Raw genomic sequence first — 15,365 nt, 5'->3', positions numbered from 1 at the left:
ACCCCATCCATAATTATTTTTCATTTATCTTTCTTGTTATATCTGGAATAATCTCATCAGGAACCAATCCTTTGAGTATTCCTCCAAACTTTGCAACCTGTTTAACTGCCGAAGAACTTAGATATGAATAATCAGCTGATGTCATCATAAATAAAGTCTCAACCTCAGGATCTAATTTATTATTCATAAGAGCCATTTGAAATTCATATTCAAAATCTGAAAAAGCTCTTAATCCCTTTAATATTACATGTGCACTATATTCTCTCATTAAATCCACTAGTAATCCTTCAAAACTTACGACTTCTACATTGGGTAAATTTTTCGTAACTCTTTTTATCAATTCAACTCTTTCTTCTATATTGAATAATCCTTTTTTATCAACATTAACTAAAACTCCCACAATAACTTTATCAAAGACCTTAGATCCTCTTGCTATTACATCTAAATGTCCTAAAGTTACTGGATCAAAACTACCTGGATATACTGCAATTTTCATTATAATCCTCCTTAATATTGATAAAAACATACAGTAGTATTTCCATATTTTTTACTTTTTGTAAGCTTTAAGTCTTCATATCCTTCATATATTTCTTCAATAGTGTCTATTTTAGTAACCACTATACCATTTTCAACAAGCATGTCGTCTTCCTTAACTATCTTCATAGCTTCTGGAATCATCTCTTTGCAATAAGGTGGATCAATAAATATTATGTCAAACTTTTTCCCCTTTTTACTGAGCATCTTTAAAGCTTCGTATGAATCCATATTAAGCGGAGTACAAAAATCGCTAAAATTTAAATTATCTACATTCTGTTTTAATAAAGGAAAAGTAACCGGACTTTTATCAACCAAATATACTTCATTTGCACCTCTACTGGCTGCTTCTAATCCCAAACTTCCTGTTCCTGCAAAAACATCAACAACTACAGCATCTCTTAAAAAACCTTGTATTGAACTGAACATAGCTTCTTTAACTCTATCTAAAGTAGGTCTAGTTTCCATTGTTTCTGGTGAAATTAACTTACGACCTTTTGCCTTACCTGCTATAATTCTCACTTTTAGTCCTCCTTGATGTAATATCATAAACATTTTATCACATTACCTAAGTATATACAATTTATAAAAAATATACAACAATACGTTTTTTTAGTTGAAACAAATGTACTTACTACTTTTCTCTAATCCTAATGATATTTCCTTAACCATCCTTTTATTTCCAGAATCTTCATTCTCCAAAATCAGTTTTGCTTCTCCTCTTGCACATCTCAGAATATCTATATCTTCATAAATATCTGCTAACAGTAACCCTTCTTGCCCACTCTGTTTCATACCAAACATTTCACCAGAACCTCTTAATTTTAGGTCCTGTTCTGAAATAAAGAAACCATCAGTTGATTCTGTCATAATTGTCATTCTCTTTTTAGTAGTATTGCTTTTAGCATTTGCTATTAAAATACAATATGATTCATACTGCCCTCTTCCAACTCTTCCTCTCAATTGATGTAATTGTGCTAACCCAAATCTTTCAGCATTTTCAATTATCATAACTGAAGCATTAGGCACATTAACTCCAACTTCAATTACTGTAGTTGAAATCAGAACTTTTGTTTTATTATATTTAAATCGCCCTATAATCTCATCCTTTTCTGAAGCTTTCATCTTCCCATGAAGAATCTCTACATCAACATCACTAAATACACCATCTTTTAATTTTTTATATATGCTTTCAACAGAATTTAATTGTTCTTTTTCGTCTTCTTCAATCAAAGGACAAACTATATAAACTTGTCTTCCTTTTTTTATTTCATCTTTAGCTAAATTATATGCCTTATTTCTTGAATTATCTTGAAAAAATCTAGTATCAATTTTTTTTCTGCCTGGTGGAAGTTCATCTATGACCGATACATCTAAATCTGAATAAAGATATAGTGCTAAAGTTCTAGGAATAGGAGTAGCTGTCATTACAATTACATCAGCCCTCTTTCCTTTATTAATTAATTTACTCCTCTGCTCCACCCCAAATCTATGTTGTTCATCTGTAACAACAAGTCCTAATTTATTAAATTCAACATCCTCTTGTATCAAAGCATGAGTACCTATTACTACTAATGGTTTATCTTCTTTAATTCTTTCTTTAATTCTTTTTTTCTCCTTATTTGATGTACTTCCGGTTAATAGTTCTATTTCAACATTAAACTGAGATAGCAATTTTTTAGTTTCTTCATAATGCTGGTTGGCAAGTATCTCTGTTGGTACCATGAAGGCAGACTTATATCCATTTGTGTAGGTATTATAAATTGCAATTAATGCAACTATTGTTTTTCCACTTCCTACATCTCCTTGAACTAATCTATTCATTGGATATGGACTTTTTTGATCTCTTAATATCTCTCGAACTACTTTAGCCTGTGCTTCTGTTAAATTAAAAGGAAGAGCCGCCTTTAATTCATTCAATTTATTATTCCAAGGAAAACTCATACCATTATTACTCTTCTTTATTTTATTTTTTAGTAAAAGTAACTTCATTGAATATGTAAATAACTCTTGAAACTTAAGTCTTGTAATGGACATACCTAAAATCTCTCTATTCTTTGGAAAATGAATTTCTCTAATAGCTTCATCAAGTGATATTAAATTATATTTATCTAAAAGGCGTTTAGGTAGATTCTCACCAATATCTACAATATCAAGAACACTCATTACTAATTTTGTAATTAACTTATCTGTTAATTCTCCTCTTAAAGTATATATTGGTTTTATTTCACTAGTTAACGCATCTCTATTACCCAATGTAGGATTTATAATTTCAAGAATATTTCCTACTCTTTTGAACTTTCCCATAAGATTATAAGAATTCCCTACTCTATAACTATTTTTAATATATGGTTGATTAAACCACTTGCAATCAACTTTATGACCTTTATATTCAAATTCAATGGTTGATAAAAATTTACCTGTTCTAGTTCTTACATCTTTCTTTATTGCTACAACTTTGCATGTCAATATCTGCCTTGTCTCAGAATCTATTTCTTCAAATTCTGGATTTCCACTTAAAAACTCATAATCTCTTGGAAAATACAAAAGCAAATCAAGAATATTAAATATTGCAGCTTTATTCAATTTTTCTAATACTCTAGGTCCTACCCCCTTAATACTTGAAACAGGACTATATATATCCATACTTTTTCTCCTCCAAAACACAAAAAGCACCAAAGGTGCTTTTTCGTATATTTATACTGATTTTATTCTACAGCCATTAAGAAGTAATATAAAGGCTGATCACCCTTGTAGCATTGAATATCCAAATTCTCATACTTTTCTTCTAGTCTTGAAACAAAACTATTTACTTCATCTTCACTAACATCCTTACCATAGAATAAAGTTATAAGTTCACTATCTTCATCTATTATATCTGCAAGTACTTTTTCAGAAACTTCAAACTTATCTTCTCCAACTTCCTTAATCTTGCCTTCAACTAATCCAAGAATATTATTCTCTTTAATCTCAAGTCCATCTATTTCTGTATCTCTTACAGCATATGTAATAGATCCAGTTTTAACAGATTTCATAATTTCTTTAAGTTCTGCTTCATTATCATCAACATCAGCATCACCATTAAACATAGTAACACATGTTATTCCTTGCTGTATTGATGTAGTTGGAATAACTCTAACATCTTTATCAGTTATTTCAGCTGCTTGAGATGCTGCCATAATAATATTTTTATTATTTGGCAATATAAATATATGTTCAGCATTAAGCTTATTTATACATTCAAGCATATCTTGTGTTGAAGGGTTCATTGTTTGACCACCTTCAATGACATAATCTACTCCAAGATCTTTAAATATGTTTGTAATTCCGCTTCCCATAGCAACAGTAACAAAAGCATATTTTTTAGCCTCAGCTGCTATCTCTTCTTTTACTTCAGTATTTTCTTTTATCTCTTGCTCACTAAGTAAAAGTTCTCTATGTTCCTCTCTCATATTATCTATTTTTATTTTTGAAAGTTCCCCAAGCTTTACTGCTTTTGATAACACATTTCCTGGATCATTTGTATGAATATGAACCTTAATTACATCTTCATAACCAACAACTATCATAGAATCACCTAAATGTTCTATTTCATCTTGGAATTTTTTTGCCTTATTAGCATCGCCTAATATAATAAATTCAGTACAATATCCAAATTTAATATCTGCATCAGAAGTTACTTGTGCTCCAACAACTCCTCCAGAAGATATGTTTATATCTTTTATTTCCGCTTGTATCCCTTCTTTAAGAGCAGCTGTCATCCCCTGTAATATAATATATAGCCCCATTCCGCCAGAGTCAACAACCTTAGCCTTCTTTAAAGCTGGCAACAAATCTGGTGTCTTATCAAGCATTACCTTTGCAGCTTTTGTCACTTCTTCCATAAGTTCTGCCACATCTACTTTATTACTTTCAAGTCCAGCTTCAGCTGTTGCTCTAATTACTGAAAGAATTGTACCTTCTGTAGGTCTCATTACTGCCTTATATGCAGCGTTTGATCCTTGCTTTAGGGCTGCTATCATTTGACCTGCATCTGCTTCATTAAGGCCTTCTAATCCCTTTGAAATTCCTCTAAGTATTTGAGATAAAATTACACCAGAATTACCTCTTGCTCCCATTAGAGCACCTTTTGCAAGTACCTTTGAAACTTCCCCAATAGATGTTGAGTTCAAGTTTTCTATCTCTTTCACTGCAGCTTTAAATGTCATTGACATATTTGTTCCTGTATCCCCATCAGGCACTGGAAAGACATTTAGCGCATTAACAAAATCACTTTCCTCTGACAATCTATTACTAGCATTTACAACCATGTTATAAAAATCACGGCCATTAATTGATTTATATTCCATCATTACCTCCTAGACTCTTACCGCTTGCACATTTACTGTTATTGATGAAACTTTTAGCCCCGTAAAGTTTTCAACGCTATAACGAACTTTTTGAATTATATTGTTAGCTATCACAGAAATTTTAGTTCCGTATTCCACCATTACAAATAATTCAATACATAATCTATCTCCCTCAGTAAGTGATATTTTTACTCCCTTACTTAAATTCTCAACTCTCATAAGTTCCCAAAAACCTTCTCCAGCATTTTTGGATACCATCCCTACTACACCATAGCATTCCATAGTCGATAATCCAACTATCTTAGCTAAGACCTCATCAGAGTAATGTATATCTCCATTTTCTTTTGAAAATCCAACCATTACAACTCCTCCTCTTTCTTTCCATATCTTCTATTTTAGCTTAGAAATTTATAATATTCAAGATTTATCTATTAATATTAAAATAATACCTCAAATTATTTTATATTTCACTTGATTTTTTTATACTTATTGTGTTAAAATTTTTATTGTCCTATTGAAGAGAATTATCTTCATTAAATAAGGAGGTGTTTTCAAGTGTCAAGAAGATGCGAGATATGTAATAAAGGCGTTGTATCTGGAGTACAATTCAGCCATTCACATCGTCAATCAAAGAGAACTTGGGCTCCTAACATAAAGAGAGTAAAAGCTTTAGTTAACGGAACACCAAAAACAGTTCACGTTTGTACAAGATGCTTAAGATCTGGTAAGGTTCAAAGAGCAATATAAGTTCAAATAGAAAAATGCATTTATAATGCATTTTTTTATTTACAAAAAAATCTTGAGACTAAATATATCTCAAGATTTTATTTATTTTATGTAGTTTACTTTTTTCTTATAAAAAACCTAATAAATTTTGATAAGAATTTAGGTAACTTAATAGCAAATATTTTCATAATACCCCCATAAATCAATTAATAAAAAATATCTTTATTATAATATATATAACTAAGATACATTTTATGTTAATAATTTCTAATCTAAAGGGAAAATTACCATAATAATTCCTGAATCAAATGATATTTTAATATCACTATTTAAAAATTCATTGCATATAGCTCTTGGCTCCAATAAAGTTATATCATAATTAGTCAACTTATATTTAGCATCTCTTATATTAACGTTTTTCACAGTATCCGAAAGTGCATGAAAACTTATAGTATCACCATAACTTCCTTTTATACTAGTTTCTTTATCTATTAAAAAAATTCTATTACAATCATCTATAATTTCTACTTTAATCTTCTCTCTTAGTGCTTTTAATAAAATTCCAACATTACCAAGCATATGATCAACACGACTGCCTGTAGCTCCAAATAATAGTATTTCGTCAGCTCCTTCTTCTTTTGCTTTCTCATAGCCTAAATCAGTATCTGTATAATCTTTTTCAGGATTAAAGGTTAGAACTTTACTTCCACCAATCTTAAAACTTTCTATTACTTCCTTCTTCGCAGAATCAAAATCTCCTAGAATTATATCAGGTTTTATTCCATAATCATATAAACAATTGCACCCTTTATCTACTCCAATAATTATATCTTCTTCTTTAAGGTAACTAAATAAAAGTTCTTTTGAAGGTTTATAGCCTCCACTTACTACTATAGCTCTCATTATGCATTATCCTTTAATTTTTTTATATTTTCCTCAACTTTATTATCTTTAAATACAGCAGACCCTGCAACTACAACTGTTGCACCAGCATTTACAACATCACCAATATTTTCATTGCCTACTCCACCATCAACTTGAATTAATAGCTCTTTATTATATTTATTCTTCAACTCGTTTATCTCTTTTATTTTATCTAGTGAATATGAAATAAACTTCTGTCCGCCAAATCCAGGATTAACTGACATTATTAGAACCATATCAATTTCTTTAATTAAATCTTTTATTAAAGATGTAGGTGTTCCTGGATTTAAAGCAATTCCTACTTTAACTCCTTTTGATTTAATTAATTGAATTACTCTGTCTATATGTACTTCTGCTTCATAATGTATTGTTATTATATCTGCTCCTGCAGCTACAAAATCTTCAATAAACCTACTTGGTTCTTCTACCATTAAATGAACATCAAATACTTTATCTGTTCTATTTCTTAGAGCTCTCACTATAGGTGCCCCCAAAGTTATATTTGGAACAAATTGCCCATCCATAACATCTATATGAATCCAATCAGCTCCTCCTTTTGCTATTCTTTCTACATCCTCACCAAGCTTTGAAAAATCAGCTGATAGTATAGATGGCGCTATCATTACCATTTATATTTTCCCCCTTCAATAATTTCTTCTAATGTTTTTATATAAAATTCATATCTATGTTTATTAATTTTACCTTCTTCAACGGCTTTTTTTATAGAACAGTTTGGTTCTTTATAATGAAGGCATCCTCTAAACTTACATGAATCATTTAAGTCTTCAAACTCTGGAAAACAATACTTTAATTGGTCTTTTTCCATAAATGAAACATCTAAAGTAGAAAATCCTGGTGTGTCTACAATAAAACCATTATCTACTTCTATAAGTTCACTATGCCTTGTAGTATGTTTTCCTCTCCCTATCTTCTCACTAACAACTCCTGTCTCCATGTGATCTCTTTCAGTTAATGTATTTATTAAAGTAGATTTTCCTGCACCAGAAGGTCCACAAAGAACAGTAACATTATCTCTCATTCTTTCTCTGAGAGTATCTACTCCTATACCTTTTTTGGCATTAATGAATAACACTTCGTACCCTATATCATTTATCTTACTCTTTACTTCTTCTCTTTCTTCTTCTGAAACCAAATCAACTTTATTTAAACAAACTATAGTTTCAATATTATTACTTTCACATAACACCAAAAATCTATTTAATAAATCATAATTTAAATCCGGATTTTTTATTGCAAAAACAACAAAGGCTAATGTTACATTAGCTACAGTTGGTCTTATAAGTTCTGAGCATCTTTCATGAATTTCTTCAATGACACCTTTTCCATTTTCTACTTTTATTGTAACATTATCTCCTACCATAGGCTTCATATCCTTATGACGAAACTTTCCTCTCGCTTTGCATTCTATTATTCCTTCAGCTGTTTTTATATAGTAGAAGCCACCTATACCTTTAATTATTTTACCTTCCATAGTACCTCCAAAAAAATATTTCCTTCTATATATAATAACCAAATTTCAAGTATAATTGCAAATTAAATAATAATTCTAAATTGATTATTAAAAAGAGTAAAGCAACACAGCTTTACTCTTCATACTTAACTAAATTATTGTTGTTTAGGTGGATTAGTTTGATTTGGGTCTGTAGGTTTTGTTTCCTGCTTAAATTTTAAAGTAATTGAAGAACCTTCTTCGTATAATCCTTTATCCCAACTTTCTAATGCGCCAGTTCCATCATTAGCATTTGGAGTTAATCCAGCTGCCTTTACAGCTGCTAGAGCTGCTTCCCTAGACATACCTGCACTTAAAATTTTACTAGTATCTATTTTCTTTTTCTCTGGTTCTTTATATTGACCTATATTAATAGTCACTGTTGAACCTTGCTTTAGGGATTCTCCCGCTTGATTAGAAATACTGATTACCTTACCATCACTATTTTTATCAGTTGTATCGACAGTATTTACATCTGCTTCTAAACCTGCTTTTGCTAAAGCTGCTACTGCTGCATCTCTTGAAAGTCCCTTTAAACTTGGTACCTTAGCATACTTTATATCAGGTCCAGTACTTACAACAATAGTTATCTTAGCGTTTTCTGCAACTTCTGTACCTGGCGCTGGATTAGTAGTTATAACTTCTCCACTTGGAACAGAATCACTAGATTCTTTAGTTACTTCATAAGTTAACTTGCTTTTCTTTAATATTACAATAGCTTCATCGAGAGAATTCTCAGTTAAATCAGGAACTTTAATCTTTGTTTCACCAGCACTTACTATAACCCTGATCTTATCCCCCTTCTTAACAGAACTTCCAACGTCAGGATTCACTTCTAGTACAGTATTCTCTTTTTCACTACTCTTTTCTGTTCCTGCTTCCTCTAAAACTAGTCCAGCCTTAGTTAAAGCTTCCTTCGCATCATCTAAAGTCATACCTTTAATATCTGGAACTTTTACTTCTTCTGCTGAAGCAGAACTTCCTCCTCCAAATAATAAAAATGAAGATAATCCAACTAAAAGCAATAATGCCGCTGCAGCTACAATACCAATTATAAGCTTCTTCTTGTTCTTATTCTTTTTACTCTTATCCTTCTTTGGTGATTCATCCTCGTCGTCATAATAGTCATCTTCATCCTCATCGTAGTAATCCTCATCTTCGTCATAATCATCTTCATCAACTTCTTTGTTTTCTGGAAGATCATTTACCGCTGGATTTACTGCTGGCATAACAATTGTACGACCATCATTATCATCTTCAACCTTATCTATAACGGCGTTTGGATCTTCCTTAATTTTTTGAAGATCGTTAATAAGCTCTTTTGCTGTTTGATATCTTTTATTTGGATCTTTTTCCATTGCTTTAAGTATTAACTTATTTAAGCTATCAGGAATTCTTGAATTTATTTGTTTTGGAGGAACTACTTCCTCTTGAATATGTTTTAAAGCTATTGTTACAGGAGAATCTGCTTCAAATGGTAATTTTCCTGTAACCATTTCGTATAAAACTATTCCTAATGAATATATGTCAGTTCTTGTATCTACAAAACTTCCCTTTGCTTGCTCTGGGGAAAAATATTGCGCAGAACCCATAATTGTAGTTGTATTAGTTAATGTTGCTGAATCAGCAGATTTAGCTATACCAAAGTCAGTAACTTTTATCACTCCATCTTCTGTTACTAGTACATTCTGTGGTTTAACATCTCTATGAATAATGTTGTTCTTGTGAGCACATTCTAAAGCTTTTGCAATTTGCGTTCCTATCTTTATGGTAGTTTCATAATTTAGCTTACCAAATTCCTTTATGACTTCCTTTAAAGTCTTACCTTGAACATACTCCATTACTATATAGTTAAGTTCCTCTTGAGTTCCTACATCAAGAACATTAACGATATTATTATCAGATAAAGTAGCTATTGCAGTAGCTTCTCTTTTAAATTTATTAACAATATCTTCATTACCAGATAATTCTTTTTTAAGTATTTTTACAGCTACATTTCTATTAAGCTTATTGCATCTAGCTTTATATACTATTGACATTCCGCCTTCACCAATTTGCTCTAATATCTCATACCTGTTTCCTAATATTTCTCCTATCATACTACCTCTCTCCTTCAAACAACAAAACTGTAATATTATCTCTGCCGCCCTTGTACTTAGCAAGATTAACAAGTTTGTTACAGATATTAATGAGCTCTTTTTCCTCATTAACAATAGATATTATTTCTTCTTTTGTCACCTCATTTGTTAAACCATCTGAACATAATAAATATATGTCATATGTATACTTATCTATGACAAAAATATCTACCTCTACAAGACTGCTAGTTCCAACAGCCCTAGTAATAATATTCTTTTGGGGATGATTTGCCGCCTCAACTTCAGTAATAGTTCCAAGGTCAACTAATTCTTGAACTAAAGAATGATCTTTAGTTATCTTTTCAATGTTAGCTCCCTTGATTCCAAAACAAGAACTGTCTCCTACATTAGCAACTACTACTTTATCATCTTTAACAAGACATGCAGTAATAGTTGTTCCCATGCCATTTAGATTATCTCTTTCTGTAGAATGAACATATATTTCCTGATTTACTTTTTCAATAGCTTCCTTTAAAAGAACCTCTGCTTTACATCTGTTATAATTAGCTATTATATAATCAACTACGCCTTCTGCTGCCATCTTACTAGCAACTTCCCCCGCATTATGGCCCCCCATTCCATCTGCAACTACATAAATCTTATATTCATTTTCTTCATGGTAGTGAACAAAATCTTCATTAAGACTTCTGACCATCCCTATATCACTTAGAAAACTTATCATAAACTCCCCCCTCTTTGGGTATTAATTATTAGAACTCAATTCAATGTAACTTCTCCTTAGTTGTCCACAAGCTGCATTAATATCGCTCCCCATTTCCCTTCTTACTGTAACTTCAACCCCTAAATTTTTTAATGTATTTTCAAAGTTATTTATAGTTTTTTCCGAAGATCTTTTAAATGAATTTTCCTTGATCTCATTTACTGGTATTAAATTAACATGACATAATAATCCACTTAATAATTTCCCTAAGGATTTAGCATCTTCTATGCTGTCATTTACATCTTTAACTAAAGAATATTCAAATGTTATTCTTCTTTTAGTTTTTTCTATGTAATATTTGCATGCATCTAAAATTTCTTTTATAGAATATTTATTTGCAATAGGCATTATCTCTTTTCTTTTTTCATCGCTAAATGCATGTAATGAAATAGCTAAAGTAATACTCAAGCCTTTATCCGCCAGATCATATATTTTAGGAACTATTCCACATGTAGATAGCGTAATATGTCTTTGCCCTATATTCAGACCATATTCAGCATTTACAAGTTCTAAGAACTTCAAAACATCATCATAATTATCTAAAGGTTCTCCACTTCCCATTAATACAACATTGGAAATCCTTTCACCAATTAGTTTTTGTGCTACTAAAATCTGTGAAAGTATTTCCCCTGCTGTAAGATTTCTAACCCTTCCTTCAATAGTCGATGCACAAAACTTACATCCCATCCTACATCCTACTTGCGTAGAAATGCATATAGAATTTCCATGCTTATATTTCATAATTACAGTTTCTATTAAGTTTCCATCCTTAAATCCAAGCAATAACTTCTTCGTACCATCTATCTTTGATTCAAACTTTTCTATTACCTTAGGAATTCCTATATAGAAACTTTTACTAAGCTTTTCCTTTAATTCACCAGGGATGTTTTTCATTAAATTGAAATCCCATATTTCTTTATATATCCAAGAAACCACCTGCTTAGCTCTAAAGGCACTCTCATTATTATCTTTCATCCAATTTTGTAATTCTTCTAATGTAAAATTTAAAATGTTATCCATATATTCTCCTAATTCTTTCTAAACTTAGCTATAAAGAATCCATCCATATATTCATTTGGCAACACTGTAAGTGTTCCTAGGGCGTCATAATTCAAATTATTTCCCTTACCTACAAACACTTTTTCTATTTTTGCGTCCTTATATTTATTCAAAAACCATTTTACATTATCTTCATTTTCTTCTTTATTTAAAGTACAAGTAGAATATATCATAATTCCATCTTTCTTTAAATATTCCCATGCATTACTCATAATAGATCTTTGAATATTTACTATTTCCTTAAGCTCACTTCTCTTTTTACTCCATTTTATCTCAGGTTTTTTTCTTATAATTCCAAGACCTGAACATGGCACATCAATAAGGACTCTATCAGCTGCATTAACTAAATTCACATCTAGCTTAGAAGCATCCATTTCACCTAGCTTTATGTTTGTAAGACCTAATCTCTCATAATTTTCTTTAATTAAATCAAGTTTTTGAGGATGAATATCAAAAGCTAAAACTTCTCCTGTATTCTCAAGAAGTTCTGCAATATGTGTTGTTTTTCCACCTGGAGCTGAACAAAGATCTAGCACCTTTTGTCCCTGCATGATATCAAGCAGTGGAGCAACTAACATAGCACTTTCATCTTGTACTGTTATCTTACCTTCTAGAAAAGCATTATTCTTTTCTATAGCTCTTCCGCCTTTAATAAATATAGCTTCTGGACAAACTACTCCTTCAAAAACATTGTATCCATTTTCCTCAAAACTTTCTAAAACATCTTCATACTCAGCTTTCAAATTATTAACTCTTACAGTAACCATAGGAGTATTATTTAACCCATGCATAATCCTTATAGCTTCTTTTTCACCATATTGATTAATAAACATTTTTATCATCCATGGTTCAAAAGATAACTCATATGCAATTTCATCTATCTTATTTCTGAACTCTATTTCTAGTTTACCATCTTTTTTAACATAATTTCTTAAGATTCCATTAACTAATTTAGAATCTTTTTCAGAAACTTCTTTTGCAAGCTCCACAGCTTCATTGCAAGCTGCATATGAAGGTACTTTATCAAGGTAATGCATTTGATAAATTGCAACCCTTAATATATTCAATATTTTTTTGTCCATAACAGACATATCTCTTACAAATGAACCAATTATCATATCTATAGACTTAAGTCTCCTTAAAGTACCATATACTATCTCAGTCGCCAGTGATTTATCTTGATCCGATAAATCAGAACTATTTAACTCTTTTGATAGAATTATATTCGAATATGCTCCTTCTCCTACAACTCTACTTAAAACTTTTACTGCAATTTTTCTACTACTCATAATTATACCTCATCTAATCATTTCTTCTGCTTAAAGCTATTAACCTAATAAGTTGGGAAACAGCCATCAAAGTTGCTGCCACATATGTCATAGCCGCTGCATCTAATACTTTTTCAGCACCTTTCACTTCATCTCCATATAAAATTCTTCTGGTATTTAATATTTTTAACGCTCTATTTGATGCATTAAACTCAACTGGTAAAGTTACAAGTTGAAATAAAACTACTGCTGAAAATAATATTATTCCAAAATAAACCAACGGTTTTATAGCAAGTATTAGCCCTGCAATAAATAATACCCATGAAAATGTTGAACTTATATTTACTACTGGATATATAGAGTTTCTAAAAGCAAGCGGTCCATAACTTTCTTTGTGTTGAATTGCATGACCTACTTCATGAGCTGCTATTCCAGCCGCTGCTATAGTCGTTCCACTATATACATCTGGTGATAATCTTAAGACTCTATTTTTAGGATCATAATGATCTCCAAGCCTAGAATTTACCACTTCAATAGGTATATCGTAAAGACCTGCATCATTTAATATCATCCTAGCTATCTGCTCTCCAGTATACCCATTCATAGTTCTAACTCTGCTGTATTTATCATAAGCAGAACTAACTTTAGTTTGGGCCCAAAAACTTATTATTAATGCTGGAACCAATATAAGATATGTTGGATCAAAATAATATGGAAAAAAACCATGCATAAATATCCCTCCTATCCTAAAATTGTATTTACCTCTATCTTATGCCCATTAATATATTGCTCAATTGTAAGAGGTTTTCCATTTGGAAATTGGACTTTTTTAACCAGTAATATTCCTTCCTTACATGCAACTCTAATCCCTTCTTTGCTTACATCAAGAATTGTTCCTTCTTCTTTATTATGCTTCTCTTCAAGGACTTTTGATTCATAAATTTTCATTTGCTTACCATCATAGGATGTATAAGCTATTGGCCAAGGGTTTAATCCTCTGATAAGATTATGAATATTTTCTGCTGTTTCATGCCAGTTTATTACTGCTATCTTTTTATCCAACATTTTTGCATAAAAAGTTTCATCAGATTGTTTTTCAGGTTTTATTTGTCCGTTTATTATTTTATCAATAGTTTCTTTTAATAGTGCTGAACCTCTTTCTTTTAAAATATCATAAAGTTCACCTGCTGTCATTTCTTCTGTTATTTCAACTTTGTCCTTCAAAAGCATATCTCCTGTATCTAGACCTTTATCCATCAACATAGTGGTATTTCCTGATATTTTTTCTCCTTTTATAATTGCCCAATTTATTGGTGCAGCACCTCTATACATAGGTAATAGAGATCCATGTAGATTAATGCATCCATACTTTGGAATGTCAAGCACTTCCTTTGTTAACAATTGTCCAAAAGCAACTACTATAATAAAATCTGGAGCAATTTTTTTAAGTTCTTCTATCATTTCCTTATCATCTTTTAATTTTATTGGTTGATATACAGGTATGCCCTTTTTAACAGCCACTTCTTTTATATCAGAAAAAGCAAGCTTCTTTCCTCTTCCCTTTGGCTTATCTGGTTGAGTAAAAACAGCCTTAACATCGTAGTTGTCTATCAACATTTCTAATGATGGAACTGCAAAATCTGGAGTTCCCATAAAAACTATCTTCATATATCTGTTTTCCTCCTAATTACTTTTCAAATGATCAATAAATAATACTCCATCTAAATGCTCATTTTCATGGCATATAGCTCTAGCTAAAAGTTCTTCTCCCTCAAGGATAAATTCTTCACCTTTTTCATTTATAGCTTTAACTTTAACATAATTAGGTCTTACAACATTTTCATTTACTCCTGGAACACTTAAGCATCCTTCTTCTCCATCTTGAGTTCCCTTAGTTTCTAATATTTCAGGATTAATAAAAACCATTGGACCTTCTCCATCATAAACATCTATAACAAAAAGTCTTTTTAATATTCCTACTTGTGGTGCTGCAAGCCCCACACCATCAGCTTTATACATAGTTTCAATCATATCATTTATTAATTCTAAAAGTCTCTTATCTATTTTATCTACTTTTTTTGATTTTTTTCTTAATATCTCGTCACCATTAATTCTTATATTTCTTATTGCCATAAA

The 15,365-nt window shown here is 31.0% G+C and carries 16 protein-coding genes; 1 reads left to right on the top strand and 15 read right to left on the bottom strand.

Going from position 1 to position 15,365, the window contains the following annotated elements:
• Window positions 1-13: 13 nt before the first annotated feature.
• From coaD to H9661_RS03445, 5 genes are all read right to left on the bottom strand, one after another.
• Window positions 14-496 carry a pantetheine-phosphate adenylyltransferase gene (gene coaD / locus H9661_RS03465; RefSeq protein ID WP_143314867.1) on the bottom strand — a complete coding sequence of 161 codons (483 nt, stop codon included), beginning with the start codon at window positions 494-496 and terminating at the stop codon, window positions 14-16.
• 11 nt (window positions 497-507) lie between these two features.
• On the bottom strand, window positions 508-1,056 hold the full coding sequence (gene rsmD / locus H9661_RS03460) for a 16S rRNA (guanine(966)-N(2))-methyltransferase RsmD (RefSeq protein WP_341480405.1): 549 nt from the start codon (window positions 1,054-1,056) through the stop codon (window positions 508-510).
• A 90-nt stretch (window positions 1,057-1,146) separates the two neighbouring features.
• Entirely contained in the window at window positions 1,147-3,180 is a 2,034-nt protein-coding gene (gene recG / locus H9661_RS03455) for an ATP-dependent DNA helicase RecG (protein WP_191767729.1), read from the bottom strand.
• Window positions 3,181-3,242: 62 nt separating this feature from the next.
• Window positions 3,243-4,883 carry a DAK2 domain-containing protein gene (locus H9661_RS03450; protein WP_143314864.1) on the bottom strand — a complete coding sequence of 547 codons (1,641 nt, stop codon included), beginning with the start codon at window positions 4,881-4,883 and terminating at the stop codon, window positions 3,243-3,245.
• A gap of 9 nt (window positions 4,884-4,892) precedes the next feature.
• Window positions 4,893-5,243 carry an Asp23/Gls24 family envelope stress response protein gene (locus H9661_RS03445; RefSeq protein ID WP_143314863.1) on the bottom strand — a complete coding sequence of 117 codons (351 nt, stop codon included), beginning with the start codon at window positions 5,241-5,243 and terminating at the stop codon, window positions 4,893-4,895.
• Between the two features lie 195 nt (window positions 5,244-5,438).
• Here H9661_RS03445 and rpmB point away from each other — a divergent pair, with 195 nt between their 5' ends.
• The gene (rpmB, locus tag H9661_RS03440; protein WP_143314862.1) at window positions 5,439-5,630 is read left to right on the top strand and encodes a 50S ribosomal protein L28; all 192 of its coding nucleotides are present in this window, start codon (window positions 5,439-5,441) and stop codon (window positions 5,628-5,630) included.
• A gap of 246 nt (window positions 5,631-5,876) precedes the next feature.
• Here the strand turns inward: rpmB and H9661_RS03435 are convergent, their stop codons facing one another.
• The 10 genes from H9661_RS03435 to def all read right to left on the bottom strand — a co-directional run bounded on the left by H9661_RS03435 (window position 5,877) and on the right by def (window position 15,362).
• Window positions 5,877-6,512, bottom strand: coding sequence for a thiamine diphosphokinase (locus H9661_RS03435; RefSeq protein ID WP_191767728.1), 636 nt, complete (start codon window positions 6,510-6,512; stop codon window positions 5,877-5,879).
• Window positions 6,512-7,162: a ribulose-phosphate 3-epimerase gene (gene rpe / locus H9661_RS03430; RefSeq protein WP_143314860.1), complete on the bottom strand. Its 651-nt coding sequence runs from the start codon at window positions 7,160-7,162 to the stop codon at window positions 6,512-6,514. Before rpe ends, H9661_RS03435 begins: the two co-directional genes overlap by 1 nt.
• Window positions 7,156-8,025, bottom strand: coding sequence for a ribosome small subunit-dependent GTPase A (gene rsgA / locus H9661_RS03425; RefSeq protein WP_143314859.1), 870 nt, complete (start codon window positions 8,023-8,025; stop codon window positions 7,156-7,158). The genes rpe and rsgA overlap by 7 nt, the downstream gene beginning before the upstream one ends.
• 134 nt (window positions 8,026-8,159) lie before the next feature.
• On the bottom strand, window positions 8,160-10,142 hold the full coding sequence (gene pknB, locus H9661_RS03420; protein WP_143314858.1) for a Stk1 family PASTA domain-containing Ser/Thr kinase: 1,983 nt from the start codon (window positions 10,140-10,142) through the stop codon (window positions 8,160-8,162).
• A gap of 1 nt (window position 10,143) precedes the next feature.
• Entirely contained in the window at window positions 10,144-10,863 is a 720-nt protein-coding gene (locus H9661_RS03415) for a Stp1/IreP family PP2C-type Ser/Thr phosphatase (protein ID WP_191767727.1), read from the bottom strand.
• A 21-nt stretch (window positions 10,864-10,884) separates the two neighbouring features.
• A complete protein-coding gene (gene rlmN, locus H9661_RS03410; RefSeq protein WP_191767726.1) occupies window positions 10,885-11,922 on the bottom strand; it encodes a dual-specificity RNA methyltransferase RlmN in 1,038 nt (345 codons plus the stop codon).
• A gap of 8 nt (window positions 11,923-11,930) precedes the next feature.
• On the bottom strand, window positions 11,931-13,250 hold the full coding sequence (gene rsmB, locus H9661_RS03405; RefSeq protein ID WP_191767725.1) for a 16S rRNA (cytosine(967)-C(5))-methyltransferase RsmB: 1,320 nt from the start codon (window positions 13,248-13,250) through the stop codon (window positions 11,931-11,933).
• Window positions 13,251-13,263: 13 nt separating this feature from the next.
• Window positions 13,264-13,959, bottom strand: a complete 696-nt coding sequence (locus H9661_RS03400) for a zinc metallopeptidase (protein ID WP_191767724.1) — start codon at window positions 13,957-13,959, stop codon at window positions 13,264-13,266.
• 11 nt (window positions 13,960-13,970) lie between these two features.
• Window positions 13,971-14,897 carry a methionyl-tRNA formyltransferase gene (gene fmt, locus H9661_RS03395; RefSeq protein WP_143314853.1) on the bottom strand — a complete coding sequence of 309 codons (927 nt, stop codon included), beginning with the start codon at window positions 14,895-14,897 and terminating at the stop codon, window positions 13,971-13,973.
• A 15-nt stretch (window positions 14,898-14,912) separates the two neighbouring features.
• Window positions 14,913-15,362, bottom strand: a complete 450-nt coding sequence (def, locus tag H9661_RS03390; RefSeq protein ID WP_143314852.1) for a peptide deformylase — start codon at window positions 15,360-15,362, stop codon at window positions 14,913-14,915.
• Window positions 15,363-15,365: the final 3 nt, after the last annotated feature.

It is taken from the genome of Clostridium cibarium (genome assembly GCF_014836335.1).
Classification (GTDB): Bacteria; Bacillota; Clostridia; order Clostridiales; family Clostridiaceae; genus Clostridium; species Clostridium cibarium.
The sequence above is the reverse complement of the archived record's forward strand: the minus strand, read 5'-3'. Positions and strand labels throughout refer to the sequence as shown.

Coding starts and splice junctions, on each gene's coding strand:
- coaD (WP_143314867.1), bottom strand. CDS start 496: ATGAAAATTGCAGTATATCCAGGTAGTTTTGATCCAGTAACTTTAGGA.
- recG (WP_191767729.1), bottom strand. CDS start 3,180: ATGGATATATATAGTCCTGTTTCAAGTATTAAGGGGGTAGGACCTAGA.
- H9661_RS03450 (WP_143314864.1), bottom strand. CDS start 4,883: ATGGAATATAAATCAATTAATGGCCGTGATTTTTATAACATGGTTGTA.
- H9661_RS03445 (WP_143314863.1), bottom strand. CDS start 5,243: ATGGTTGGATTTTCAAAAGAAAATGGAGATATACATTACTCTGATGAG.
- H9661_RS03435 (WP_191767728.1), bottom strand. CDS start 6,512: ATGAGAGCTATAGTAGTAAGTGGAGGCTATAAACCTTCAAAAGAACTT.
- rpe (WP_143314860.1), bottom strand. CDS start 7,162: ATGGTAATGATAGCGCCATCTATACTATCAGCTGATTTTTCAAAGCTT.
- rsgA (WP_143314859.1), bottom strand. CDS start 8,025: ATGGAAGGTAAAATAATTAAAGGTATAGGTGGCTTCTACTATATAAAA.
- pknB (WP_143314858.1), bottom strand. CDS start 10,142: ATGATAGGAGAAATATTAGGAAACAGGTATGAGATATTAGAGCAAATT.
- H9661_RS03415 (WP_191767727.1), bottom strand. CDS start 10,863: ATGATAAGTTTTCTAAGTGATATAGGGATGGTCAGAAGTCTTAATGAA.
- rlmN (WP_191767726.1), bottom strand. CDS start 11,922: ATGGATAACATTTTAAATTTTACATTAGAAGAATTACAAAATTGGATG.
- rsmB (WP_191767725.1), bottom strand. CDS start 13,250: ATGAGTAGTAGAAAAATTGCAGTAAAAGTTTTAAGTAGAGTTGTAGGA.
- H9661_RS03400 (WP_191767724.1), bottom strand. CDS start 13,959: ATGCATGGTTTTTTTCCATATTATTTTGATCCAACATATCTTATATTG.
- fmt (WP_143314853.1), bottom strand. CDS start 14,897: ATGAAGATAGTTTTTATGGGAACTCCAGATTTTGCAGTTCCATCATTA.
- def (WP_143314852.1), bottom strand. CDS start 15,362: ATGGCAATAAGAAATATAAGAATTAATGGTGACGAGATATTAAGAAAA.